Origin of the sequence: Arthrobacter sp. yr096, assembly GCF_900108925.1 — a bacterium.
In the GTDB taxonomy this organism is placed as follows: Bacteria; Actinomycetota; Actinomycetes; order Actinomycetales; family Micrococcaceae; genus Arthrobacter.
Genome location: NZ_FNYI01000001.1, coordinates 775111 through 801054, shown reverse-complemented (window position 1 = coordinate 801054; position 25944 = coordinate 775111). Strand labels below are relative to the sequence as shown.

Genomic DNA, 25944 nt, shown 5'->3' with positions numbered 1-25944 from the left:
GCCGTTAGGAGCTGGCCTTTGGTCTCATGCGCAAGCGCCCGCCCCGGAGCTTGTCCGCAAGCCACCCCATGCGCCGCTGAGCCGCGGTACAGGGCCGGATATGAAGATGAAAAGACGTTCAAGTGACGCACCCCGCCGCACCCAGCTGGCACGGGCCGGCTTAGCGCTGACAATCGCCCTCGTAGCCGGAAGTTGCCTGGGCGCGCCAGCTCTGGCGGAGTCTTCCGGACCCCAGCCAGCTCCTCTACCAGAGACTCAGACATCAACGCCCACGCAGGGACCACGGCCTGCCGGCAACGGCGTCGACCCGGTGCAGCCCGGCGGCACTCCCCTCACACAACAGGCGCCCGTAGAACAACAGCCACTTCCCGCCGTCGAGCCTTCGCCCTACGTACCGCCTTCGCCTGCCGCGGAACCATCGAATGGTGCCACGGCGCAGCTTCCCAAAGCACAGGCAATGCCGGGCAACGCACCTGATGCAGAGACCATGAAAGCGGCCATGCGGGCTTCCATTCCTGCTGGCGGCGCCGAAATGGGACAGCGATCCCCCCGGGTTCTGGCGGCCAAGCAGAACAGCGCGTCGGGAGCGTTGGGCTCGCGTGCCATCGGAAGCGCGGTCAGCACCGCAGTTCCGATGGCTGCGGACCCTGGCCACTGGCGCCCCACCGTAGGTGTCGCCGGACAGGACGTCAGCGCACACCAGGGCAACGTCAACTGGCAGAGCCAGTGGAACCAAGGATCCCGCTGGGCGTACGTCAAAGCATCCGAAGGCAACTACTACCTCAACGAGAACTACACACAGCAGTACAACGGCTCACGCAACGTGGGCATGGTGCGGGGCGCCTACCACTTTGCCATCCCCAACTGGTCATCAGGCGCTGACCAGGCCCGGTACTTCGTGGCAAACGGGGGCGGCTGGACGGCCGACGGCTACACCCTCCCGCCAGTCCTGGACATCGAGTACAACCCGTACGCCGGGCGCACCATCAACGGCTTCTACTTCGGCAACACCTGCTACGACATGTCCAAAGCGCAGTTGGGGCAATGGGCGGCCGATTTTGGTAACACCGTCAAGGCATTGACCGGGCGGTTCCCGGTCATCTACAGCACCACCGATTGGTGGAACACCTGCGTCGGCAACTCGACCTTCGGGAGCTATCCCCTCTGGATCGCCTCGTACTGGAACAACCCAACGAACTCGCCGGGGTCCTTGCCGGCCAGTTGGGGCAACTACACGATGTGGCAATACAGCAGCACGGGCCCCTTCGAAGGTGATTCAAACATCTTCAACGGCAGCTACGACCAATTGAGGACCTTCGCTCGCGGGGTTTCGTCTCCTTCGAATCCATCCATTAAATCCGGCGCCGACATCCTCACCACCAACCCGGCGGGCCGCTTGGATGTGTTCCCCGCATCCGGATCCGGTCGGATCACCGGGCCAGTGGCCATAGGCTCAGGATGGTCCGGCGCAAAGGCGATGTACGTTGTGGACTGGGACCAGGACGGCGTTCAGGACATCCTTTCCCAATGGGGCGATGGCACACTGAAGGTGTTCCGGGGTGGCCCCGGAGGCAGCTTCTACGCCCCGGTGCAGGTCGGTTCCGGTTGGCAGGAAATGTCCCTGACAGTTGGCTGGTGGAACTCCAAGGATGCCTATCCGGGGGTTATCGGCCAGGATTACCTTGGCAATTTGTACCGTTACCCGAACGGCAGCGGTGGTGGCCTGGGAAATGGCGTTCTGATCGGAACAGGATTCAGCGGACACCAGCTCAACCAGATCGACTTTGACGGCGACGGCAACCAAGACATCGTCTCGCGGACGGCTGACGGTACCCTCCGGCTCTTCCGCTCCAATGGCGTTGGCAGCTTTTTCAACGAGCCTGGCCGTGTCATCGGAACCGGTTGGGCCGGCATGACGTCGGTTTCTTCCGCAATAGACTTCTCCGGCGCGGACTCCCAGGGGCTCCACGCCCGGGCAGCCAATGGCGATTTGTACTACTATCCCGCAGGTTCGGGAACCTGGGGCAACCGCAGCCTCATCGGCTTGGGCTGGAATGATGCGAGCCTGATCAGTGATGCCCCACTTGACGTGGAGACGACCCTCGGCGTGGATCAGGAAGATGTTCTCGCCGTCCGCCCCGATGCCAATCTATATCGGTACCCGGGTACCGGGACCACGGCTCTCCTTCCGGAAGACCTCATCGGCACTGGCTGGGCCGGCCTGGTTGCCGGATTCGTGACTGACTGGAACGGCGACGGCGCGTTGGACATCGTGGCGCAGTGGTCAGATGGCCGGGTGAATGTCTACCCGGGACGGAACGGCAGCGGATTTGGTGCTCCTGTCTCCCTTGGCAGCAACTGGAAGGGCTGGACGCTGAGCGTTGGCACGTGGAAGAAGACCGACGCCCACCCGGGCCTTGTGGGGTATGACTCCACCGGGCGGCTGTACTACTTCAACAACCCCGCCGGGAAAACCGTTTCTACCGGGGTCGCCATTGGGGTGGGTTGGAGTGGCCTGGACATCGTGCAGATGGACTTCGACAAGGATTCCAATGCCGACCTCCTGGTGAAGACCGGCGCCGGCGATCTCAAGCTGTACCGCACCAACGGCACAGGAAACTTCGTCCAGGAAGCCGCGAGCACTGTGGGGACGGGGTGGAATGTTATCTCCAGTATCGGCGCGGTGCGCGGATTTGCCGGCGCCGGCTCCACAGGGATCATTGCACGGACTACCATCGGCGAATTGCGATACTACCCGGTGGGGTCGAACAGGACCTGGGGAACGCCCACAAGGATCGGTACAGGCTGGAACAGCCTCACCATCCTGGCCCCTGCCGCCAGATAGCACCGGATAGAGCACAGAGGGCCCGCCCAAGGAATTTCTTCCGTGGACGGGCCCTTTGCATGAGTTGAAGGAAAGCTATTTATGCAAGCAATGCATTCATCGCATTCACCAGCGTGGTTTCCACCCCATTGGCACCTGCTTTGAAATGCGCCAAGTGACCGTAGACGGTCATCGAACCGCCCGCTATTCCAGGGAAATCAGGTTCCCAACCACCTTCGTAGCTGCCCAGGGGCATGGACGGCGGGAAGAATTCGTTACTCGGTATATAGCAGCATGATTCATTGGCATATCCACCAACAATAATTCCGTTGGTTCCGCCGTTCCTGCCCCGGAAGTAGGCAGCGTATCCACTCACCAGTTCCCCACCAATCATGGCAATCTTCAATTGCGGGCTGCCGTTGAATTTCCAGACTTGGAATGGCGATGGCACAGCGGTGTCAAAACTGTTGCTGTCGATCCGCCCTATCATCACTTGCGCATGCCTCTGGTACCACTGGGGCTGGCCGTTGGGGTTGGCCAGGCGGGCAACATAGGATGCCCGGACCGCGGCGAGGTTTCCGGCCGTTGGGGTGATGTCCAATGGCAATTGGACTTCCTGGTACCTCGTGACCATGGGCCCGCTGAGTGCGCGCCCTGCAGACTGCATGTTCGAATGCACCGTCGCCCCGAGGGCGTCCCCGTGCTGGTCCCTGAGTTCCCAGCTCCGGACACCTCCCGGGTCCTGGTCACCCGCTGGACCCTGGATGAACATCGCGAAGCAATCGTCGTTCCGGTTCTCGATGTAATTGCACGCACCGGCCGCAAAATCTCCGTCAAACAACGTGCGCAGCCCAGCGCTGATGGGGTGGCAACCGTAGCTGAAAATCACCGCAGCCGGGGTTCCATTGCCGCGGCGCGCCACAAGGATGGGAACAGCCGTTTCCGTGTAAGGCAGTCCCACGCGGTTGGCAGAGAAATTCTGGGTTGAAACTTTGTAGTCGAAAGTCACCGCCGTTTCGTCCGCATTCAAGGCTTCCTCTGCCAGGTCAACAATGGTGTCTTCAAGGTCATCGCTATAGGACCGCACCAAGCCCAGGTCCGCCAATCCATAGGCCATGAAGGGATGAAGGGTGTCAATGAGTGCAGGTCCGTTGTGCGTGTGCGTCGCCTGAATCAGGATGTCGCTGCTGGACCAATCCGCAAGCCCGATGATCCGGTCACGAATCCGCTGGTGCATGGCTCTTGGCAGTGCCAGGACATCCAAACTGATGATGATGTGGGGATGGGCGTCTTCCCAGATGAGGATTGCCCGAGCATAGAGGGGCTCGAACGGTGAACTGCTGGTGGCCTCGCGTCCGCCATCTGTTGAGCCATATCCGGCCATATACGGATTGGTGCTCAGCGACGGCGTTATGTCAGCGCTTGCAGTTCCAACTCTAAACGCCATAAAAGATCACTCCTTGATTGTGCGCGACGGGTGATCTTCGTTTGCCCCCAAACAAAGTCAGTTTCCCAATTACGCTGAACAGCCAATACGTGAGACCACCTTCATTAGACCATGTGATCCCGCATTTTTGTGTGGATGGATGGAAGGAAAATCGCCCTGTCAAGCGATTGGCCGGACCGAAAAATGAGGGCCGGGAATCATTACCTATCCAGGTACCGCGGTCTTGAGCCATCGGGTCAGCAGTGCCGCCTGTGGTGCCAAGGGGGCCAGCGTCAGGGCGCCCTTCACCACAGGTATCCCGTAGGCCGCGAGAGACGCCGCCAACGTCCTGTGATCCGTCCGCGTGCACGCTCTGATAATGCGGAGGCATAGCTCGGACGCCTGGCCTGGGGCCGCGCCCGCTGCCACGGCCGCATTGACGGCTGCTGTCTCCTCGGCAGTCAGAACATGCGGTCCGCTTCCAACGTAAGCCACCTGGCAATCGGTGACGTGCATGTATCGTGTCGACGCCCAGACCTCTTCGAGGCTCGAGAATTTGCCGATGAGGCTGCCGTCCACAGCACTACACGTGAATTGGTAGCGAATCAGGGGTTCCGGGCGCTCCTTGGGAACTTTGTCGTCACTGGCGACGACAGGAACCACATCGAGTGCGGCTGGTTGGGAAGTATCTACTTTGGTTCCTGAACAACCGGCCAAGGCAAGAGTTGCCACACCGAGCTGAAGAACACTGCGCCTGCGCATGTCCACCGAGGGATCCCCACTTCATTCGGATGCTCCCCAGCTCCGCATGCATTGGTTATTCGCCCCAAGCCGTCTCCGGCTGCGTCTTAGTACATCTTCCCCCAAATTCCGCATTTGTCACTAGTAAAGTTTTGGCCGGTTTCCAGATCCACGTTTTTGCCCGCGTCTGCCAATCCACCGCCGGCAATCACTGAACCGTCCGAACCAGTGACAGACCAGTTGCATTCATTGGCTGACGCACCGGGTTTCACGAGCTGGACCGTGCCAGGCTTCAAGGACTCACCCACAACGTGGCTGCCATCACCGATCCGTGAGCCGTCTGCCCATGCTGCGATGATTTTTCCTTGGGGAGCCTCGGGACAGAATGCAGCAGCCGCGAGCAACGTGCCGTGGTTTGCTTCCGCGAATCCGCCGGGCCCGGTCTCGTCGCTCACCCGGGTGCACAAACGGAGAACGTCCAGCATCGCTGCCAATCCGTCGTCCGCCGCTGCTCCCTGGGGTGCTGTTGCCTCGATGGCTTCAGCTTCCCGGGGTGTGGGCACAAAGGATCCGCCTCCTTCGAAGGTAACTTCGCAAGAGTCCATTCGCGTGTAGTTTGAGGCGGCCCAGACTTCGGCCAGACTCGACAACTGGACTTCCGGCGAAGCATCAAGGCTCGTACACCGGTAGGCGAACCGCCCCGGTTCGTCGTCACCCGCTGACAGCTGGCCCTCGGCAGTACCGCTGCTTTCCGGGACGGACGACGGCGAAGCGCTGGGTTGCGTTGTTGCGCTGGCACTTGTCGGTGCCGGCGTCGTGGGGCCGACGGAAGGCTGGGGCGAAGGAGCCGAGCAGGCGGCCAACAGCATCGCCATAGACACTGCCACCGGGAACAGTCTGCGCATTGTGACCTCCACCTCAATCGTGCGGGGCTGTCGATGCGTGGTCAAGATGCTGCCCCGGGACAAAATCGTCCAAACAATGACCTGCTGAAAATTTACTAGTGACAAATGTGAAAATTGGGGGAAGATGTACTAAGACGCAGCCGGAAACGGCGTGGGGCGAATAACCAATGCATGCGGAGCTGGGGAGCATCCGAATGAAGTGGGGATCCCTCGGTGGACACGCGCAATCGCAGTGTTCTTCAGCTTGGTTTGGCATGTCTTGCCTTCGCCGGTCGCTCAAGAACCTCTCATAAGACTCCCCCGCCCTCCGCCATCAGTGCGGTTCCCGGCGGACAGTATCGTCACAAAATCACGGCAATCCTCGCCACCGCCAGCCTGGCTACGGCGGCCCTGACCGGCATACTCAGCGCTGGCCCGGCCTTCGCAGATCAAGCACGTCAAACGGTGGCCACCGGTCTGACAAAAGCTGCCGGCACCCTGGTGGACCCTGACGGTCGCTTGTGGGTTTCAGACTCCCGCGCCGGTTTCTGCCGTGTGACCGAGACTTCCGGCTCCACAGCGGGCGGCATCGAGACCGGCACCTGCTTGGGGGGAACCTTGCCTGGCCACGGGAGTGGACCCGCCTTGCCGGGCACTCCTGCAATGATTGATCCGACCCCTGCCAACCACGGCGATGGCGACGAAATCGCGTTCATTCCGGATGCCGCCGTCGGAAGTTCCGACGTCGTACGCGCGCTCTGGAACCCGGACGGTGGCGTCTTCGAATATCACGGCGCCCTCACGATCTTCGACGGCGACCTTCGGCCGAACGCCGTCAGCGACGGCCCCGATGGCAACATCTACTTGTCGTTTGCCAATGCACGGTCAATCGTGAAGATGGTGGATCCCACGGCGCTCCACCCGAGCATCGAATCAATCGCTTCGGTCAACTCAAGTTCACTCAGCCTTGCTGCCACGCACCGCAACAGTGCCGGAAACGTGGTGGTATACGTCGCCGAAACGTCAGGTTTGACAGTCTTTACGGCTCCTGACGACGGAGTCCTGACCAACTTTGTGCCCGCGCCCCTCTATAACGTCGGAAAGCCCACAGCCATCTACTACGACTGGCAGTCACCGCTGGTCCTCTACACAGGAACGGGCGGCGGCACCACCACCGCCGATGCCGGCAAGGACACCATCTCACGCATCGACCTGAGCACCGACACCGTAGACAATCAGTGGGCCCTCGGATTCAGCAAGATCGGCGGCCTGGCCATGCGGGACGGCAAGGTACTGGTCATGGAGGATCCCGGACAGCTGGATCCGGCCAAGCCGGCAGAGCGGGGCAGGATGCTGACGCTCGGTGGAGTGGTACCGTCCATCGTCAGCGGTCCGACGGCGGCAAATGGAACCCAAGCTGCCAACCCGGCTTTCACCAACGATTCCACGCCAACGTTTGCCGTAGCCTCAACTCCGCCTGGCGGCGCCCTCGAATGCAGCCTGCAGTTGAGCTCAGCGACGCCGGTCTGGCAGGTTTGCTCGGGCGGAACGTTCACCCCGACAACCGCCTTGGCCAATGGCGGCTACACGTTCTCGGTTCGGGCAGCACCTTCGGGGCTCCCTGTCTCGCGTGCCTTCACGATCGACACCACGGCTCCCACCACACCGGTCATTACTTCGCCGGCGGCCGGAGCAACCGTGAACGGCTCGCCCGTCCTTGGCGTCACCTCGGACCCGGATTCCACCCTGGCATGCTCGGTTGACTCCCCCACCACATTCACCGCATGCACCAACGGGCAAGTCATCGCCCTCACAACCGCGGGTCAACATGTCCTTCGGGTCCGGGCCACGGACATGGCCGGCAACGTCAGTGCGCTGGCATCCGTCACTGTGACGGCCGATCTGACCGCTCCACAGGTATCCATTACTGCTCCGGCAGAAGGTGCCACAGTCGGCATCTCGCCTTCATTCACCTTTACATCGTCGTCCACGGACATTGCGGGGTTCAGGTGCAAACTCGGATCCAACGCTTACACGGCATGCACATCGCCCAAGGCATACACCAACGTTCCGAGTGGACCGGTCACCTTCTCTGTGGAAGCCCGGGACAACGCCGGTAACGTCACCACGGCGGCAAGGAACGTCACTGTTTTTGCCCCTGACACTGCTCCCCCGGTAGTAACCGTTGATCCTGTGGGAGGAACGTACGCGGCAAACAAGTCAGTGGCCTTGTCTGTCAATGAGGCGGCCACCATCTACGTCACAACGGACGGCACCACCCCCACAACGTCGAGTCCTGTGTATTCAGGTCCCATTCCATTGACGTCGATGACACTGAAGTACTTCGCGCGGGACACCGCGGGGAACTCCTCCGCAGTGTCAACGCAAACGTACGTACTGGATAACATCGCACCGGTTCTCACGGTTAATCCCGTTGCTGGCGGCTATGCATCGGGACAACTCGTCACTATGTCCTCCAGTGAAGCTGGAAGCATCTTCTACACCACGGATGGCACCACGCCGGCCACCGCGGCCGCAGGAAGCACCAAGGCCTACGCTGCACCGTTCGCGCTGACAGCCAACACCACGGTGAAGGCCATCGCTGTAGATGCTTACGGCAACGCCTCGCCCATCATCACCCGGGCCTACACAGTGCTGGATACCACGCCTCCAGTGGTCACCGTCACGCCACCGGCTGGAAGCTATCCCACCAACCAACAAATCACACTCACCGTGAACGAACCGGGATCCAGCATCTACTTCACCACCAATGGCACAAATCCCACCGCAACGGCAGCCAACAAGTACTCTGCAGCCATCACCCTGACGGCGGCCATGACGCTGAAGTACTTTGCGGTAGACCCATCCAACAACAGTTCAGCTATCGTCACCCAGGCGTACACCGTCACGGCGCCACCGGCCAACACCTGGAAGGACTACACAGGTGACGCCAAGAACGACGTCGTGGCACGCGACAACGGCGGCACGCTATGGCTGTATCCAGGCAATGGTTCTGGTGGATGGCTGACGCAGCGATCGCTCGGGACAGGGTGGAACTCGTTGAACGCAATCGTCCCCACCAAGGACTTCAACGGTGACGGAAGGAGCGACATCCTGGCCCGGGACACCAGTGGCATCCTCTGGCTGTACCCCGGAAATGGAGCAGGCGGGCTGCAGACCCGGATTCAGGCCGGGACAGGGTGGGCCGGGATGACGCTCATTCTTGCACCCGGCGACTTCAGCGGAGACGGCAAGGCTGACGTCCTTGCGAGGGACTCGGCAGGCATCCTCTGGCTCTACCGTGGAAACGGCACGGGAGGCTTCACGTCAAGCGCACAAGTCGGCACCGGCTGGAACTCGATGACTGCAATCTTGAGCACGGGCGACTTCAACGGCGACAGCAAGACCGACGTCCTGGCCAGGGACACGTCAGGAATCCTCTGGCTCTACCCTGGAAACGGTACGGGAGGATGGCTGACCCGGGTCCAGGTTGGAAGCGGCTGGACCGGGATGACCGCAATCCTCGGCCCGGGCGACTTCAACGGCGACGGAAAGAACGACGTCCTGGCCAGGGACGCCGGTGGAAACCTCTTCCTCTACCCCGGCAACGGAACATCTGGATGGCTGTCCCGCAGTCAAGTCGGATGGGGTTGGGGAGGTTTCACTTCCCTTCCCTGACAACGAAGAAGGGAGGGCCCGGACACCAAGCGTCCGGGCCCTCCCCTCTTTCAAGAGACTTCTAGTTGCGTTCCTTCATAGGATGCATGGTGGGCCTGTCGGGGCTCGCCTGAATATCCAGCTGGAGGGAAACCAACAGCATCTGAACGCCAAGGACAAACGGCACCACAGCCAACATCACCGACCCGGCGGTAGGCGACCCAACGCTGGCAGCGAGCACCCAGATGCCGGCCACCAAGCCCATGACAATGAGGACGAGCCCGGCAATCAGCAGCAGAGCAACCGCGGAGAAGGACCACACCATGTACTTCCACCAGACCCGGCGCCAGAAGCCACCAAAGAGCATGGAAAGAAGCTCGGGAATGACCTTCCGAAGCTTGATGCTGGAGACCTCGTTGCCATAGACCGCCGGGATGGGCACGTCAACGATCGGTACATCAAGAATGTTCAGGTGGATCAGGAGATCGTTTTCGAAGCTGTAGCGGGCTGCCACTTTGTTCATGGGGAGGCGCCGGAGAACTTCGGTCCGGATGGCTGTATAGCCGTTCTGCGGATCGAAGATGTGCCAGTATCCTGACGCCAGCTTGGTCATGAAGGACAGCACGATGTTACCGAAAATGCGGTAGCCGGGCATGCCCGCAAAGGACTCACCGGAGAAGAAACGGTTGGCCTTGGCGAAGCCATAACCATCCACAACGGGGTCCAGCAACTGCGGAAGGTAATTGGGATCCATCTGGGCATCGCCGGCCATGACCACGTTGATGTCGGAGCCCAGCTCCATGGCAGCCTTGTGGGCCGTCAGCACTGCACCGCCAACGCCTTGATTGACCTCGTGCCGGATCAAGGTGACGCGGCCGTCGTCGGCACGGCGGGCAGCACCCGATGTGTCATCAGGGCTGCAGTCGTCAACGATGACAATGTCATCAACGAAGTCAGGCATCGTCTCGATGACCTGCGCGATGTGGTTTTCTTCTTTATAGGCCGGTACTACCGCGGCAATTCGAACGCCTCGATACATCGATTATCCTTCGCTGCTGTTAGGTGTGAGTTTCTGGGCTGGCGCGCCGGTCTCCGACGGGCCTTCTGACTGTTCGCTGGCGCTCTTCGGTTGCTTCTTCTGCGGGAAGATCCAGTGCTTGTAAATGAAGTAGTTCCATCCCATCGTCACGATCGTCGCAACTACTTTACCCACCACGTACCCAGCTCCGAGGAACTGGAACAGCTCCACAATGCCCATGACCGCAAGGGTGTTGAAGGCCAGGAGCCCCGAGTACCTCAGCACGCCGCCAAGCGCGGTGCCTCCGCCGTTGAAGGCAAAGTGACGCTGCAGGAAGTAGTTAAAGAAGAAGCTGCCCCAGAACCCCGCGCCTGTGGCCAACCACAACGGCCAGCCAAATACCTGGAAGCACAGCGCCAGTAGGCCAAGGTCCACGAGGAAGCTCGCACCGCCGACCAGCAGGAACTTGAACAGGCTCGATGCCATGAACTTTTTCACGAAAGCCTTCATGATCAGCAAATCCTTCCAAGCGGTGCTATTCCGTCCGGGTTCCGGTTCTCCAGGATTCCCGAAACCCCGTCGAGCTGGACACGGTCCTTCGCGGCGGCGTCGAACGCCTCCTTGCCACCTGGCAACTGCGACCAATCGATCTGGTAAAGGGCAGCGTTTCCTTCGCGCACCACGAGCTTAAGGTACGGAATGGAGTCTGGCTGCGTCAGCCCCGCCTTGGGTTCATCCCATGCACGGATCCGGCCGTCAGCGATGTAAACCCATTCGATGCCCAGCTCAGCTGCGGCATCGCGCGCTTCAGCATCCGATGCCAATTCAGGAAGTTTTTGCAGGACCAGCAACTGACGATTCGTCGGAAGGATCTCAAAGTGCCGGATCATGGGCATTCGGTTGCCGAGGGCATACATCCACACGGAGCCGTCGCAAGAATCGTTGAGCACGGTGGCATCTTGCGGCACGTACTGATCCATCTTGCTGAGGAGTCCCACCTCAGAAGCGCTCAGCGTGGCGCCATCGACCTTGGTATTGATGTTGATCCGCTGGGCATTCTGCTTGAAGTACGGAATGGCTGCGATCCCGCTGACCAGGAGAACCGCGGCAGCGGCCACCGCGGTGATCACGTGACTTGTCCTTCGCGGATCTGCTGTGTGGGTCGACCGGCTGCGGATCTTCGCGACCAGCCACGCGACTGCTTCGGCCAGCTGGGCCACTCCCAAACCGGCGAGGGGCACCAAAAGCATGACCAAAATTCCAAAAATACGCCACTGGTCGTCGTAGAACGGAGCCGTCAAGGTCATGAACCGCGGGTTGTCAGTACCCATGGTGTAAACCGAGAGGAAGGCAAAAGCCAGCACCGGGCCGAAGTACCACCACATCCTGATCCTCAGGACGACCGCCAGACAACCAAATGCCACGAGGGCAGTCAGGATGGGCATTGCCATCGATCCGTGGTTCAGGAAAATGATGTTCTGTATGGCGCCATTGCGGTCTGTGTCCGCTGCCCAGACCTGCTTTGATACGCGCTCGGATTCCTTCAACATCTGGGAAATAATGGGCAACCCCAGAATGACTGCCAGCAAGCCTGAAACCGCCAGGTAGACGGTAATGCCCAGAATTCTGCCTTTACGGCGGATCAGGGCCGACACCAACCAGAAGAGAAGAATGGGCAATACGACAAAAGCCAAGGACGGGTGAACGGCTATGAGTCCCACAGCCCCGAAGGCGATACCGGGAATCCAGAACTTCTGCCGCTCCACTGATCCCTTGATCGCCAAAAATGCGAACGGACCCACAAGCAGCATGCCGGCAAAGAACGGAATGAGCGGACCGCGCCACAAGAGGTCGTAGGGGTAGACCGTAAACCATCCTGAGACTGCCGCGGCTGCTGCCACAGCAATGGGACGACGTGTAACCAGCATTGTCAAAGCCATGGTGCTCAGAGGCAACTGCACGGCCATCATCACCAGGACGAATACGTTGAGGAACACCGGAATGCTGACCCCGCTCATCGGCCAGAACAGGGAGAGTACGGCGTGGAAGGCGATGGGGTAGCTCCGGATCGGAGCCTCAGGAATATTTGTGTCGTAGTAGGCGAAGTTTCCCGCGATGCTGGGGTCCCACTCGTGGTTCACCGAGATCAGCCGGATCATGTTGGCGTGCCACGGAATGTCCCAGTCCTGGTTAATGCCTTGGAGGCCTTCCGTACCAACAATCCACGACACAGCTGCCACGGCGCCCCCGGCTACCAAACCGGCCAGGAGAATCCACCACGAACCCGCGAACCTGTGCTTGCCAAAGATGCTGGGCTGCGTGCGGATCGGCGCCCCGAACTTGTCAGGGAAATAGCGTCGCAGTGTAAGACGGAGGCCAAACAAGACTGCGGCCAACAGCAACAGGACGGCCGTTACCGGGAGCAATTGCCAACTCAGTCCGAGCGAATTGCCCATCACCCCGATGACCGTCAGCACACCCATGCCCAGCAGGGGCGCTACGACGGGCAACAAAACACGGCGGACGCCCAGCGCTTCGCCAAGAATCCAACCCGGGCCCCACCACAACACAACGATCAGGAGTACACACAACAGCAGCGGGCCGATACCCATTCCTACGATCGCCTTTCTTAGATGCTTCCACTAGCCATCCGTTGACAGACGACTCATTGCAATTCAATTGCAGGTTAGTTGCGTTCCCTCAGCCAAGCCACGGCTTGGTCTGCCGGTCCTTCGAACTGGACAGTACCGGAAGAGAGCACCACACCTCTGTCACAGATTCGAGAGATCATGTCGAGGTCGTGGCTGACCACTACCAAGGTCCGGCCTTCATCAGAGAGTTGCTTGATTTTGGCCAGGCATTTCCTCTGGAACGGCTCGTCCCCCACGGCCAGAATCTCATCCACCAGGAAGATATCAGGCTGGGTATGGACTGCTACCGCGAAGGCAAGCCGAAGGAACATCCCTGAGGAGTAGAACTTCACTTCGGTGTCAATGAACTGCTCAATTTCGGAGAAGGCAACGATGTCGTCGAACTTCTCGTGGATCTCCTGTTCAGACATGCCAAGGATGGCGGCATTGAGGTAGACGTTCTCGCGCCCGGACAAATCCGGGTGGAAGCCGGCTCCGACCTCAATCAGGCCGGCTACCCGGCCCTTGGTGCGCACCGTTCCCTGGTCAGGCAGGATAACGCCCGAGATCAGCTTCAGCAGAGTGGACTTACCGGAACCGTTGAAGCCCAACAGGGCCACAGTCTCCCCAGGTTGAATCTCGAAGCTGACATCGTGCAGGGCGTCGAACTTCTTGGTGAGATCCCCCTTCCGGCCTTTGACAAGCCAAACGAGCGTCTCTTTCAAGGAGTGGGAGTGGCGAAGGTTGAACGTCTTTTTCAGGCCTTTGACGATTACTGCGGCGCCCATCTAGACCTCCTGCGCAAAGTGGCCCTCGAGCCGTCGGAAGACGATCTGGCCAATAACAAGGAACAACGCTGCCATTCCCAAACCGATGAATCCCGTGACCAAAAGGTGAGGCGGGAGTTCAACGGGTTGATCGACAGTTGGATACCAGAACGCCCAGTGGAACAGCTCCACAGCGACCGTAATGGGGTTGAGCTGGTAAATCGTCAGAACCCACGGTGCTGCCAAACGGCGGATCATGGTCCAGTCGTAGAGGACAGGCGATGTCCAGGTGACGATCATCATCAACATGTCCACGATGTTTTCGGCATCCCGGAAGAACACGTTGATGGCACCCGCCAACAGTCCCAGGCCCGTTGCCGTTACAGCAACGATGATGAAGCCCAGCAGGGCGCCAAAGAGCTGCATGACGTCCGGATGCCAGCCACTCAGCAACGCGGCAGCGAGCAGGACAATCAATTGTGGGAGGAAGTGAACGGCCGCCACCCACACTGAAGCCACGGGAAACAGCTCACGGGGAAGATAGATCTTCTTCACCAACGCCGCGTTGGACACAATGGACCGCGTGGCATTCGAAAAGGCTTCGGAGAAGAAGTTAATGACGATGACACCCGAGAACATGTAGAGCGCATAGTTGGGAATCTGGTCCCCAACCCGCAGGACAATGCCCAAGGCAAAGAACAGGACTACGTACTGGACAAGTGGCTTTACGTAGGACCAGGCCAGCCCAAGAACTGACCCTCGGTAGCGAACACGCAGTTCCTTGCGAACAATCAGTTTGAGGAGGTACCGGCGCCGGTAAACATCGAGCAGTCCGGCACCTACCCCCGGAACAGCATAAGTATCAGTGGAGTTCGACATCGCTAGTTGCTGGGCTCCGAAGCATCAAAGGTTTTCCGCCATGACTCCATCGAGGTGATCTCCGGAAGTGCCTCGCGGTACTGAGCCCGGAGAGTCTCCCAGTTGGAGAAAAGCTGGGCATGCAGCTTGGCTGATTCGACCACCAGTTGACGCGCCATCTTGGGGTCACGCAGATGCCATGAAGCTCCCGTGCCATCGGCATTGGATACCACCGCGCTGTCCAGGTGTGCCAAGCTCCACCACTTGCCGTCCTGATGGGCCACCTGGGCCTCAGGGTTTTCCTTGGCTGAGTCGCGAACGGGGGCCAACGTCTGCTTCAAGACAGTCTTCACGGCCCACGGAAGCAAACCCAATGCCCCGGGCTGCTTGTAGGACTGGGGCTTCTTGGGCGGACGCTTGCGGAAGACCTCAGGGAAGGCCCCGGGATCGGTCTTGACCTGCGAGTCCGGGAACTCTTCGCGCATTGCCCGGAGTTTGGGCATCGTAGTGGGCAACTGCTCATGCAGGTTGCCCGGTCCGGCAAGAACATCCCGCAAAGCCATGATGCGCGCCTGCTCGGGGTAGTACTGCATGGACACCAAGTGTTTGACGTCGGTGTTCAGGCTCTCGCGCAGGATGCGTCCGCCTTTGGGGAACGGCGAGTGCAAGAGCGTAGCGATGAGCCGGTTGCGCTCGTGGTAATAGGCCTGCCAGTCCACGGAGTCGTCTTTATCTGCCCACGAGACGTGCCATACTGCCGCGCCGGGGAGCGTCACCGTCGGGAATCCGGCGGCACGTCCGCGCAGGGAGTACTCAGCGTCATCCCACTTGATGAAGACAGGCAGCGAGAGGCCAATGGTTTCCACGACGGACTTGGGGATGAGGCACATCCACCAGCCGTTGTAGTCTGCGTCCCAACGCCTGTGCAGCTGCGGCGTCGAACGCAGGCCCGCGGCAGAGAAGTCGTGGTTACCCAAGCCTTCCACGGGGCCCCACAGGAACCGGTAGAAGTTGACCACCTCGGAGTAGGCGTGCAGCACAGACTTGTTGTACATGTCGAACATGTGGCCCCCCACGATGGTGGGCTTCCGGCAGAGGTCTGCGAACGCCACAGCGCGCATAACACCCTCTGTTTCGAGCTCAATGTCGTCGTCCAGCAGCATGACGTAGTCGCTCTTGTCGGAAACGACCATCTCGTACATGTTGCGGGCGAAGCCGCCCGAGCCACCGAGGTTGCCCTGGTTGATGATGCGCAACTGCTCGCCCATCGACTCGGCTACGGCGTCAAAGCCGTCTTCGTCCGCCACTTTTTTGTTGCCTTGGTCGACGATGATCAGCTCTGCCAGGATTTCCCGCAGACCAGCGTCAGCATCGATCGACTTGATGGTCTCAAGGCAGTAGTCCGCGCGGTTGAAGGTAGTGACACCGAGCGTGACGCGGCCCTGGGGACGCCCCTCATCCGGAACAGACCAGTGCGCGCCTTTAAGCGTCATGCCCTCGCCACCGGCGATGAGATCGAACCAGTACCAGCCGCCGTCGCCGAATGGAGCCAGCGTCAACTCAAAGTCATTGCTGGATGTTCCTTCGACGAGGATGGAGTCGACGCGCTGGGAGGCACCCCGGGCGTTGGAACGGTAAACAATGACCGTCCCTTCGCCTTCTGTTTCAAGATGCAGAACGGTCTTCGTAGCGACAGTCCACTTGCGCCAGTAGCTGGCCGGGAATGCGTTGAAGTAGGAACCGAATGAGAGTCGCTCACCGCGGCGAACCAGCACAGAGCCCCGGTCAAGGATGTCTTCAGGGTGCAGCTTTCGCGCCATGCCAACAGCTTGTACGACGGCGGTGCTTCCGCCTTCTTCCTTCTGCACCTTGTTGGTGTCAGGGTCGACGTACAGCGGAAGGGTATCGAGGTCGCGGTTCGCGGGGAAGATCACGCGCTGTACGACGCGCAGGTTATCTTCGCTCGAAGTCCGGGTTTCAGTGGTGGTCATAGCAGTCGTCTGGCTTTCGTTTGTAGTAGCCGTCATGCGTCCACTCCCCCGCTTTCAAGCTTGGCGCCGCCCGTGAAGTGCGGCTTGATCTTGTTGTCAAACATGGAAAGGGCAGACCCAATCGCCATGTGCATGTCGAGGTACTTGTAGGTCCCCAAGCGCCCACCGAACAGAACAGACTTCTCGCCTCGGGCGAGGTCACGGTAGGCAAGCAACTTCTGGCGGTCGTCAGAAGTGTTCACGGGGTAGTACGGTTCGTCACCCTTTTCCGCAAAACGGGAGAACTCACGCATGATGACAGTTGCATCTTTGGTGTAGTCCCGTTCGGGGTGGAAGTGCCGGAATTCGTGGATGCGCGTATAGGCGGCGTCGGCATCCGGGTAGTTCATTACGGAACATCCCTGGAAGTCCTCGATGGGAAGGACTTCCTCTTCGAGGTCAATGGTGCGCCACGAAAGGTCGCCTTCAGCGTAGTCGAAGTAGCGGTCCACAGGACCCGTGTAGATGACCGGCACCTGGCCGAGGACCGAGGACCTGCCGTATTCGCCATCGTCGAAGAAATCGGCGTTCAGGATGACTTCGATGTTCGGGTGATCAGCCATACGTTCGATCCAGGCGGTGTAGCCGTCAACAGGCAGACCTTCGTAGCTGTCATTGAAGTAGCGGTTGTCATAGTTGTAGCGAACAGGAAGCCGCGAGATGATCTCAGCCGGCAGGTCCTTCGGATCCGTCTGCCATTGCTTACCCGTGTAGTGCTTGATGAAGGCCTCGTACAGAGGGCGGCCAATTAGTTGAATGCCCTTGTCGTTGAGGTTCTGAGGATCAGTTCCGGCCAGTTCGCCGGCCTGCTCAGCGATGAGGGCCTTTGCCTCAGTCGGACTCATTGCCGAACGGAAGAACTGGTTAATGGTGCCCAGGTTGATGGGCATCGGGTACACCTCGCCCTTGTGGCTGGTGTAGACCTTGTGCTGGTAGCTGGTGAACTTGGTAAACCGGTTCACATATTCCCAGACTCGTTCGTTCGAGGTGTGGAAGAGGTGGGCGCCGTAACGGTGCACCTCAATCCCAGTCTGCGCCTCGTTCTCGCTGTAGGCGTTTCCTCCAATATGGTGGCGGCGATCAAGCACCGCGACCTTCAGCCCCAACTCGGTAGCGGCGCGTTCTGCAATGGTCAGGCCAAAGAAACCCGAGCCGACGACGACGAGATCAGCGTTCACAAACTCTCCTGTGTATTGGCGTGCGGGCACAGAAATGCCCACGTCTACTGGTCAAGGCTACCCGACAAGGCCCGGGTTCCCTGTATCCGGGGCGGCTTACGGTGGCAGTGGGCCGCCCCGGAAAACGGCAAAGGGAAGCTGGCCAATGGCCAACTCCCCTTTATTGCCTTGCTTGATGTTGCTGCTTCAGAGCGTGATGACTGAGCCGGACTTGGCGGAATCCAAAACGGCTTCTGCGACCCTCAAAGTCTCCAGTCCTTCCGCCATCGTCACGATGTTGAGGGACTTTCCGAGAACTGCGTCGCGGAACGCCTCGTGCTCCATCTTGAGGGGCTCGCGCTTAGCCAAGGCAAAGCGGGTCGAGGAACCCTCCGAAACACCGCGGAAGGCCGCAACGGAATCCCAATCCGTCTGGAATGTCCCGTTCTCAACGAAGGTCAAGTCGGCAGAAATGGTGTCGGCGATAAAGGCACCGCGTTCGCCAAGAACCACGGTGGTCCGCTCTTTCATCGGCGAGAGCCAGTTGACAATGTGATTTGTCACCACTCCGCTCTTCAGATGGCCAATAGCCGTGACCATGTCCTCGTGCTCACGACCGCTGCGGGAGGTGGTGTGGGCAACAACGTTGATGAAGTTGCTCTGGGCAAGCCATGCCGTGAGATCGATGTCATGGGTTGCCAGGTCCTTGACCACCCCGACGTCGGCAATGCGCGCCGGGAACGGTCCTTGCCGCCTGGTGCTGATTTGGTAGACCTCGCCCAAATCGCCGTTCTCCAGCCGGTCCCGAAGACTCTGCAGCGACGGATTGAAGCGCTCAATGTGTCCAACCGCTCCAATGAGTCCCCTGGACTCAAAAGCCTCGGCGATGCGTCGGCCGGACTCGGAATCGTTGGCGATCGGCTTTTCAACGAGGCAGTGGACGCCGGCGTCAGCGAGCTGAAGCGCAACCTCCTCGTGAAGGATGGTGGGCACGGCAGCTACGGCCATGTCGATGCCTTGGGCAATCAGCTCTTCGACCGTGTTGAACACAGTCAGGCCGTCGGCGACGTTGTGGGGGTCCCCGAAGGAATCCGCAACGGCCACCAGATCAACGCCTTCAAGCTCGCGGATAACGCGTGCGTGGTGGCGGCCCATCATGCCCAGGCCGATGAGGCCGGCGCGCAAATTGGCCACTAGCTGCCTGCCTTTGCAATGGCGTTCACGGCAGCAACGATGCGCTCCAGGTCGTCCTGGCTCAGCGACGGGTGTACAGGAAGGGACAGGACGCTCGCGGCGGCTTCTTCAGTAACAGGAAGGTCGTCCGAGGTCTGGAAGGGCGCAAGTCGGTGGTTGGGGATGGGGTAATAGACGCCGCACCCTACGTTGTATTCCTCCCGCAAGGCCTTCGCGAAACCGTCGCGGTCCTCAGCGATGCGGATGGTGTACTGGTGGTAAACGTGTTCGTACCCGGCAGCAACCTTCGGAGTAACGACGCCTTCGATGTTCGCATCGAAGAAGGCAGCGTTCTCCTGGCGGGTCTTGGTCCAGCCATTTACCTTCGTCAACTGAACGCGGCCAATGGCAGCATGGATGTTGGTCATGCGGCAGTTGAAGCCGACCAGTTCGTTTTCGTACTGACGTTCCATGCCCTGGTTGCGAAGCAACCGCAGCCTGCGTTCGACGTCGGCCAGGCCCGTGCTGACCATGCCGCCCTCACCGGAAGTCATGTTCTTGGTGGGGTAAAGGCTGAACATTGCAAAGTCGCCGAAGGTGCCTACCTTGCGACCATTGACTGCGGCGCCATGCGCCTGGGCAGCGTCCTCGAACACCTTCACACCATGCTTTGAAGCAAGAGCACCAATGGCGTCAACGTCGAACGGGTGCCCGTAAAGGTGAACCGGCATAATGGCCGCCGTGCGGTCCGTGATTTTGGACTCGACGGACGCGGGGTCCAGGGTGTAGTGGTCCAAGTCAACATCCGCGAATACGGGGGTCGCGCCCGTCAGCGCCACAGAGTTGGCAGTAGCCGCAAACGTGAACGACGGAACAATAACTTCATCGCCGGGGCCAATGCCGGCCGCCAGCAAGCCGAGGTGCAGGCCAGATGTCCCGGAGTTAACGGCAACCGAAGCCCTGCCGTCAAGGAGGACTTGCGAGAATTCCTGCTCGAAGGACGCAACCTCCGAACCCTGGGCGAGCTGACCGGAGGCCAGCACGGCATCTACGGCCTTGCGTTCCTCATCGCCGATGATGGGCTTGGCGGGGGGAATGAATTCGGGGCTCATGCCTCTACCTCTCGAAGGATCTCGTTCTGTTCAACATATGTAGCGCCGGTCTCAGGACATACCCAGTTCTCGCCGCTGCGCTGCAGCGGGAAACCAGCTTTGCCGACCCAACCATGGCGCTTGGCCGGAACTCCGACCATCAGGGCAAAATCAGGGACGTCTTTGGCAACAACTGCACCGGCGGCAACTGTGGCCCACCGTCCAATCGTCACAGGAGCAACGCAAACTGCACGGGCGCCGATGGAAGCACCTTCACGGATGGTGACGCCGACAGGCTCCCAGTCGTGAGCGCTCTTCAGGCTGCCGTCCGGGCTAACGGCTCGGGGGTAGGTGTCATTTGTCAGCACTACAGCAGGGCCAATGAAGACACCGGCTTCCAGTTCCGCGGGCTCGTAGACGAGGGCATAATTCTGAACTTTGCAGTTGTCCCCCATCTTGACTCCGGTGCCAATGTACGCACCACGCCCCACGATGCAATTGACGCCTAACTCGGCCTGCTCGCGGACTTGGGCGAGATGCCAAATCTTTGATCCATCACCAATTACCGCCTTGTCTGAAACATCGGCGCTCTCCGCAACCACTATCACCGGTGAAGGTCCTTCCTCATTGAGCACACGCGACAACGAGATTCATCTTAGCTGAGACACCATGCCTCAGCGTCAAAGGGCCTAAGCGGCGTGGGATTGCCGGAGTTGTCCACATACACGCTGATGAGAGCAGCGGTCCGGCGCCCAAGTCCATAACGTCGATGGTGACGACCGCCGAGAAACAACACACCCGTTAAATTCGAGATGCCAGGAGGAGTTATGACCTTGGAGTGCACATTGGTGCGTGGCCCGGGTGCTGCGGGGTGGTCAGCCCCGGAAGAATTGACCATCGCCGTGGCCAACGGTGTTTCCGGCCTCCACCTTCAAAGCCTCCTCCAGGAGCATCGCGGGACCGGCAACCTCTCGGTGGACGGACGCGATCTGTCCACTCTCACTGTGGGATTGCCGCCCCTGGTAACAGGCGCCGTCATCGTGGAGGGCCAGGTGCCCCGCGCGGACCGGGAACCGTCGTCCCTCCCGTTGATGCTGTTGACCCATTCCGGCCCCAGAGCCGGTAGCGTGTTCCAGCTTCAGCGCGGCCGGTTCATCATCGGCCGGGGCCTCGTCGACATTCAGGTGGCGGATCCGGGCATGTCCCGTGAACATGCCGTCCTGGAGGTGTCCAGCACCACCCTGACGCTGCATGAAGTCAAGGCCTCCAGCCCTGTGGTGGTGGATGGGCAGCCCAAGCGACGTGAATCACTGACCTCCGGGCAAACGGTTCAGTGTGGAAACTCCACCTTCTCGGTGTTGGCGGAATGTGGCCCATTCCCCATGATCTCGAACGATGCCGGCCGCTCCGTCGCGAACCCTATCGAAGTGCCCTTCGCTCGTAGCACAGGCAACCGAATTAGCCTTGCACTGACGGCAGTGCTCCCTTTGATTGCGGGAGTTGGCTTAGCCGTTGCCACCGGAATGTGGATGTACCTGGGATTCACGGTCATTTCCGCAGTCACTCTCCTTGTTCCCCTGATCACCGGTCACAGGAGTCGCCGGGAATGTAGAAGGGCTGTTGCGCGGGCTGTCCTCGAGGACACCGATCGGCGCCGTCACAGCTCGCCATCTGCCGCCGAGATGGTGATGGCTGCCCACAGGAGGTCTGATGGTACGCGCCAAGCGGTTCCGAATGCCATCCAGGGGATGACCCGTTTGCCGTTGGCTGCAGGCCCCCAGGCCGGAGGCGGTGACGAACCACTGGGTGCGTGGGTCCGGCTGGGCATCACTGCGGCCGTGGCAAATATTCGGTTGGTGCCGGACGATCCTCAGTTCCGTCCGCCGCCCATTGGTGCTGCGGCCATGACGTTGGATCCAGGGCATCCTGTGGTTGGTCTTAGGGGTCACCCTGCCCATGTGGATGCTCTGCTCCGCTTCATTGTTGTCCAGCTGAGCAGCTACCCCTGTGCGGCTGAGTTGCCTGTGATTATCGTCGGGCCTGTGGAGCGGCTGCCCCTGAGCGCACGGTTCATGCCGGGGGTAACCCTGGTTACCCACCAGGGTGCAGCTCTGACGGCCCTCCACCGGCAGAAAGACTTCCGCAGCGGAAGGCTGATCTTTATTGCCGATCCGGCCCGCGACAGGACTGACCTCCCTGAGCCGTTGTTGGACGCCGCCAGCAGCGCGGGATGGCAGGTGATCTATTGCTCTTCTTCGCCCGACCATGCCTGGCCCACCATCGACCTCTCACCCTCAGGTACTTCAGGGCACGTGGTGTTTGGCGGCGAGCGCCAACACTTTGTTCCGGACCTTGTTCCGGACTCCGTCTTTGACGGGTACTGCCGAAATGTGGCTGCGATGTCAGGTTTGGAGGATTCCGCCAGAGACGACGGTGTTCCTGATTGGTGTTCTCTGAATGAGCTGCTTCCATCCGGACAGCGGAGAATCCTTCGACGCTGGGATGAGCCCACATTGCACAACGGGCTCAGGGCAGTACTGGGCCAAGGTCAGGACGGATGGGTGACCTTCGATTTCAAGAGTGACGGCCCCCATCTTTTGGTTGCAGGAACCACAGGCTCCGGTAAGTCCGAACTCCTCCGGACGCTCATAGCATCCATGGCTTTGAGCTATTCTCCGGAACACACAACCTTCTTCTTCCTGGATTTCAAGGGCGGCTCGGGCTTGCGCCCTCTAGCCGGTCTTCCACATTGTGTTGGCTTTCTGACGGATCTTGGTGCCCAGCATCTGGATCGTGCTCTGGCTTCACTCAGGTCAGAGATCCGGTACCGCGAAGAGCTGTTCGCCAAGGCGGGAGCATCGGACCTGGCACACTATCGGCGCTCCCCTGCCGGCCAATCCACGGTGCTCCCTCACCTCGTGGTGGTCATCGATGAGTTCCGGATGTTGATTGACGACGCCCCGGGTGCCCTCCGCGAGCTCATGCGGGTGGCCACTATAGGAAGGTCCCTGGGCATTCACCTTGTGATGGCAACTCAGCGGCCCCAAGGAGCGTTGACTGCCGATATCCGGGCAAATGTGACGTCGAGTATCGCGCTCCGAGTGCAGTCCGACAGCGAGTCCATGGACATCATCAATTCCAAGGCTGCAGCGTCGATACCTGTCGCCGCCCCGGGCCGGGCGTTTCTTGCCAAGGCCTCGAGCAAGCCGCAAGAGTTCCAAGCCGCGACTCTTGCCTTTGATCCTGACCTGCAAATACCTGACGGACCGCTCCGCGAAAACCAATCCCAGCGCGTGCAGGCGACTGCGCAGGCTCTGCAGCAAAACCATGCAGTCAAACCTGTGAACCGTCATCAGGATGCCCTCTCGGATGCATGCGCGCTGCAGCTCGTTTCGGCTGTCCAGGACGCCTGGCAGTTCCTCAGCCGGCCTCTCCCGCGGCAGCCTGTCGCAGCACCGCTGCCCACTTCGATCCCATGGCAGACCCCAATGCCCTCAACGTTAACCTCCCCGACCCTGCAGAATTCCGTGACAGCGCCATGGGCCGTTGGGCCAGTGGCCTTGGCAGACGTGCCGTCCCAGCAACGCGTCGACCCCCTGTTCTGGTTCCCTGCCGAGCATGGCCACTTGGCGATGATCGGCAGTGCCGCAAGTGGCTTACACGATTGTTTCCGGGCTACCTCGGCCATGTTCGCTGCCCAAGGACCCCAACCGCACGTCTATGTTCTGGACGGCGCCGGCTTCATGGGTGAACCTGCAGGACAGGGAAGGATCGGGGCCATCGCGGGCCTGCACCAAGTACAACTTGCCTCGCGTGTGTTAAGGCGCCTTGCTGAGGAAATGGAAATTCGACGTTCCGCACGGGGCGCCGACCGCACCAACAAACCCCTGGGCTTGATTATCACTGGGTGGTGTTCCTGGGCAGCCAGCTTCCGGGCCGGGCCGTTCGCCTGGGCAGAGGCTGTTCTGCAGGACATAGTCAGGGACGGCGGTCCCCTGGGCATCATTGTGCTGATTTCCGGTGAACGGGAACTGGTCAGCTCACGGTTCTTTGCCGCGATTCAGAATCGCGCTTTTTTTCCTTGCGGGTCCACGGAGGAGTCGCGCTTTCACTGGCCGCGGCTTCCGGAGGTGGAAGCCATTCCCGGACGCTCAGTTCTCACGGGAAGCTGGGTTGACGGGCAACCCATGGTGGCACAATTTCGGCAAGCCCCTTACGAAGGATCTTGGCCATACCTCGATCTCACTTCATCGCCACCGCCGTTCAGGGTTCTCCCGCTCCCGGATCACCTCAGCACACGGGAATTCCAAGATCGGCTCTTGGAAGCCCGCACGGACCGACGCCTTCCAGAACCGGCCCTGTCGCGTCTTGACCGGGGTCTGGTGGACCAGGATGCGGATCCCGTCTTGTGGATCGGACTTGGTGGTGACGAAGGTACGCCTGTATCGCTGCCGCTACGGGCAGGAGGAGTGAGCACGATTCTTGGAGGTCGAGGGACGGGGAAGAGCTCAGCGCTGGGGTCGCTGCAAACCCTCAATCCGTTGATTCCCTGGATAACCCCCGGTGACCGAACCTCCCACGACGAATTCTGGGCATCGGCCCAACACGAAGTAGTTGCCGGAAACCTGGACCCAAAAAGCGTGCTGCTGGTGGATGACGCCGATTCCTTGGATATCCAGGGGCGACAGGCTTTGGCTGCCTTATACGGAAAAGTACATGGAATCGTGCTGACAGCCACGCCTGGACCAGGTCTTCTGCATCATTTGCCGCTGGCCCGGGAAGTGCAGAGCATCCGGATGGGATTGGTTTTGGCTCCGGGTTCACCACACGACGGCGAAATGCTCGGAGTGCGGCTTGACGTCGATTCAACAGTACGCCCGGGCCGCGGCTTCATCGTGAACGGAACGGACATGCGGCCATTTCAAGGAGCATTCTCAAAGGACTTCCCACCCCGCGGCTTATCCCGCTATTGAGATGCCGGCCTGCATGAGGCGCACCTGCTCACAGCGCGCGGGACGACCCGCCAACGCGCGACGCAAAGCCAACGACGTCCTTTTGGAACAAGAACACGATCGCAGCCAAGGCAGGGACGATCATCGCCAGTCCTTGCAGCACCAGCCCCCCGGTCATCGTCGGGAAGCCAATAGTAAGAACAAACAATTGGGCCACAAGCGCTGCCGCGCGAGTCCACCTGTATCCACGGAAAAGGAAATGGCCTACAGCAAACAACCACGCTGAAAACGCAACAAGGAGGCCGAGCGTGAACACGGCACCCCAGAAGTTGAGTACCGGAGCCCCCGTCAGCAGTTCGTATGCATACCAGGCAGCGGCGCCAAGGAGCGCAAGCGCTTCCAGCACCACCACCACTGAGATGACCACAATGCCCCTCGGCCGGCGGCTGTCATTGGCAGCGTTGCTTGTGGCATGCGCCTGCTGGTTGGAATCGTCGTTTCCATCGGGTCCGGAGGCAGGCTGGGCAGGGTTTATGGGAGGTCTTGACACACTGGCACACTACCGGACATAGTCATCTAGCAGTGAGGGCACTGGCGGCTGATGTGATGCATCGCTCACGGATTCCGGGCATTTCGACCACTAACACCCCTTGTTTACAAGGCGTTAACATGAAACGCTTGACTCAGACGACCAAGGGGGCCCATGCGGGCCCCTTTCCTTTGGAGCCTCTCGTGA

17 protein-coding genes are annotated in these 25944 nt (G+C 60.3%); 3 read left to right on the top strand and 14 right to left on the bottom strand.

Going from position 1 to position 25944, the window contains the following annotated elements:
* Positions 1-106: 106 nt before the first annotated feature.
* Positions 107-2845 (top strand): GH25 family lysozyme, encoded by a 2739-nt coding sequence (locus BMY91_RS03730; RefSeq protein ID WP_371261006.1) that lies wholly within the window; start codon positions 107-109, stop codon positions 2843-2845.
* Between the two features lie 79 nt (positions 2846-2924).
* On the opposite strand, the gene BMY91_RS03725 is transcribed toward BMY91_RS03730, so the two are convergent.
* The 3 genes from BMY91_RS03725 to BMY91_RS03715 form a co-directional block, all read right to left on the bottom strand.
* The gene (locus tag BMY91_RS03725) at positions 2925-4271 is read right to left on the bottom strand and encodes a hypothetical protein (protein ID WP_090818411.1); all 1347 of its coding nucleotides are present in this window, start codon (positions 4269-4271) and stop codon (positions 2925-2927) included.
* 204 nt (positions 4272-4475) lie between these two features.
* Positions 4476-5012 carry a hypothetical protein gene (locus tag BMY91_RS03720; RefSeq protein ID WP_090818408.1) on the bottom strand — a complete coding sequence of 179 codons (537 nt, stop codon included), beginning with the start codon at positions 5010-5012 and terminating at the stop codon, positions 4476-4478.
* 86 nt (positions 5013-5098) lie between these two features.
* The gene (locus BMY91_RS03715; protein WP_090818405.1) at positions 5099-5896 is read right to left on the bottom strand and encodes a hypothetical protein; all 798 of its coding nucleotides are present in this window, start codon (positions 5894-5896) and stop codon (positions 5099-5101) included.
* 213 nt (positions 5897-6109) lie between these two features.
* Between BMY91_RS03715 and BMY91_RS03710 the strand changes: the two genes are divergently transcribed.
* Positions 6110-9553 (top strand): chitobiase/beta-hexosaminidase C-terminal domain-containing protein, encoded by a 3444-nt coding sequence (locus BMY91_RS03710; protein ID WP_256212561.1) that lies wholly within the window; start codon positions 6110-6112, stop codon positions 9551-9553.
* A 61-nt stretch (positions 9554-9614) separates the two neighbouring features.
* Here the strand turns inward: BMY91_RS03710 and BMY91_RS03705 are convergent, their stop codons facing one another.
* The 10 genes from BMY91_RS03705 to BMY91_RS03660 all read right to left on the bottom strand — a co-directional run bounded on the left by BMY91_RS03705 (position 9615) and on the right by BMY91_RS03660 (position 20891).
* Positions 9615-10571 carry a glycosyltransferase family 2 protein gene (locus BMY91_RS03705; protein WP_090818402.1) on the bottom strand — a complete coding sequence of 319 codons (957 nt, stop codon included), beginning with the start codon at positions 10569-10571 and terminating at the stop codon, positions 9615-9617.
* 3 nt (positions 10572-10574) lie between these two features.
* On the bottom strand, positions 10575-11060 hold the full coding sequence (locus BMY91_RS03700; RefSeq protein WP_090818399.1) for a GtrA family protein: 486 nt from the start codon (positions 11058-11060) through the stop codon (positions 10575-10577).
* A gap of 2 nt (positions 11061-11062) precedes the next feature.
* Positions 11063-13162 (bottom strand): DUF6541 family protein, encoded by a 2100-nt coding sequence (locus BMY91_RS03695; protein WP_090818396.1) that lies wholly within the window; start codon positions 13160-13162, stop codon positions 11063-11065.
* Positions 13163-13236: 74 nt separating this feature from the next.
* The gene (locus BMY91_RS03690) at positions 13237-13968 is read right to left on the bottom strand and encodes an ABC transporter ATP-binding protein (RefSeq protein WP_090818393.1); all 732 of its coding nucleotides are present in this window, start codon (positions 13966-13968) and stop codon (positions 13237-13239) included.
* Positions 13969-14826, bottom strand: a complete 858-nt coding sequence (locus BMY91_RS03685; RefSeq protein WP_090818390.1) for an ABC transporter permease — start codon at positions 14824-14826, stop codon at positions 13969-13971.
* 2 nt (positions 14827-14828) lie between these two features.
* A complete protein-coding gene (locus BMY91_RS03680) occupies positions 14829-16832 on the bottom strand; it encodes a glycosyltransferase (RefSeq protein WP_090818387.1) in 2004 nt (667 codons plus the stop codon).
* Positions 16829-18013 (bottom strand): UDP-galactopyranose mutase, encoded by a 1185-nt coding sequence (glf, locus tag BMY91_RS03675; RefSeq protein WP_090818384.1) that lies wholly within the window; start codon positions 18011-18013, stop codon positions 16829-16831. The genes BMY91_RS03680 and glf overlap by 4 nt, the downstream gene beginning before the upstream one ends.
* A gap of 186 nt (positions 18014-18199) precedes the next feature.
* Positions 18200-19186, bottom strand: coding sequence for a Gfo/Idh/MocA family protein (locus BMY91_RS03670; protein ID WP_090818381.1), 987 nt, complete (start codon positions 19184-19186; stop codon positions 18200-18202).
* Complete coding sequence (locus BMY91_RS03665; protein ID WP_090818379.1) at positions 19186-20277, bottom strand: DegT/DnrJ/EryC1/StrS family aminotransferase; 1092 nt, start codon at positions 20275-20277, stop codon at positions 19186-19188. The genes BMY91_RS03670 and BMY91_RS03665 overlap by 1 nt, the downstream gene beginning before the upstream one ends.
* Positions 20274-20891: an acyltransferase gene (locus BMY91_RS03660; RefSeq protein ID WP_090818376.1), complete on the bottom strand. Its 618-nt coding sequence runs from the start codon at positions 20889-20891 to the stop codon at positions 20274-20276. The genes BMY91_RS03665 and BMY91_RS03660 overlap by 4 nt, the downstream gene beginning before the upstream one ends.
* A 192-nt stretch (positions 20892-21083) precedes the next feature.
* Between BMY91_RS03660 and BMY91_RS03655 the strand changes: the two genes are divergently transcribed.
* Complete coding sequence (locus BMY91_RS03655) at positions 21084-25229, top strand: FtsK/SpoIIIE domain-containing protein (RefSeq protein WP_090818372.1); 4146 nt, start codon at positions 21084-21086, stop codon at positions 25227-25229.
* A 28-nt stretch (positions 25230-25257) separates the two neighbouring features.
* Here BMY91_RS03655 and BMY91_RS03650 read toward each other — a convergent pair whose 3' ends face one another.
* Positions 25258-25758 (bottom strand): hypothetical protein, encoded by a 501-nt coding sequence (locus tag BMY91_RS03650; RefSeq protein WP_090818369.1) that lies wholly within the window; start codon positions 25756-25758, stop codon positions 25258-25260.
* Between the last annotated feature and the right edge of the window lie 186 nt (positions 25759-25944).

Coding starts and splice junctions, on each gene's coding strand:
- BMY91_RS03665 (WP_090818379.1), bottom strand. CDS start 20,277: ATGAGCCCCGAATTCATTCCCCCCGCCAAGCCCATCATCGGCGATGAG.
- BMY91_RS03715 (WP_090818405.1), bottom strand. CDS start 5,896: ATGCGCAGACTGTTCCCGGTGGCAGTGTCTATGGCGATGCTGTTGGCC.
- BMY91_RS03695 (WP_090818396.1), bottom strand. CDS start 13,162: ATGGGTATCGGCCCGCTGCTGTTGTGTGTACTCCTGATCGTTGTGTTG.
- BMY91_RS03655 (WP_090818372.1), top strand. CDS start 21,084: ATGACCTTGGAGTGCACATTGGTGCGTGGCCCGGGTGCTGCGGGGTGG.
- BMY91_RS03680 (WP_090818387.1), bottom strand. CDS start 16,832: ATGACGGCTACTACAAACGAAAGCCAGACGACTGCTATGACCACCACT.
- BMY91_RS03700 (WP_090818399.1), bottom strand. CDS start 11,060: ATGAAGGCTTTCGTGAAAAAGTTCATGGCATCGAGCCTGTTCAAGTTC.
- BMY91_RS03685 (WP_090818390.1), bottom strand. CDS start 14,826: ATGTCGAACTCCACTGATACTTATGCTGTTCCGGGGGTAGGTGCCGGA.
- BMY91_RS03720 (WP_090818408.1), bottom strand. CDS start 5,012: ATGCGCAGGCGCAGTGTTCTTCAGCTCGGTGTGGCAACTCTTGCCTTG.
- BMY91_RS03730 (WP_371261006.1), top strand. CDS start 107: ATGAAAAGACGTTCAAGTGACGCACCCCGCCGCACCCAGCTGGCACGG.
- BMY91_RS03705 (WP_090818402.1), bottom strand. CDS start 10,571: ATGTATCGAGGCGTTCGAATTGCCGCGGTAGTACCGGCCTATAAAGAA.
- BMY91_RS03690 (WP_090818393.1), bottom strand. CDS start 13,968: ATGGGCGCCGCAGTAATCGTCAAAGGCCTGAAAAAGACGTTCAACCTT.
- BMY91_RS03725 (WP_090818411.1), bottom strand. CDS start 4,271: ATGGCGTTTAGAGTTGGAACTGCAAGCGCTGACATAACGCCGTCGCTG.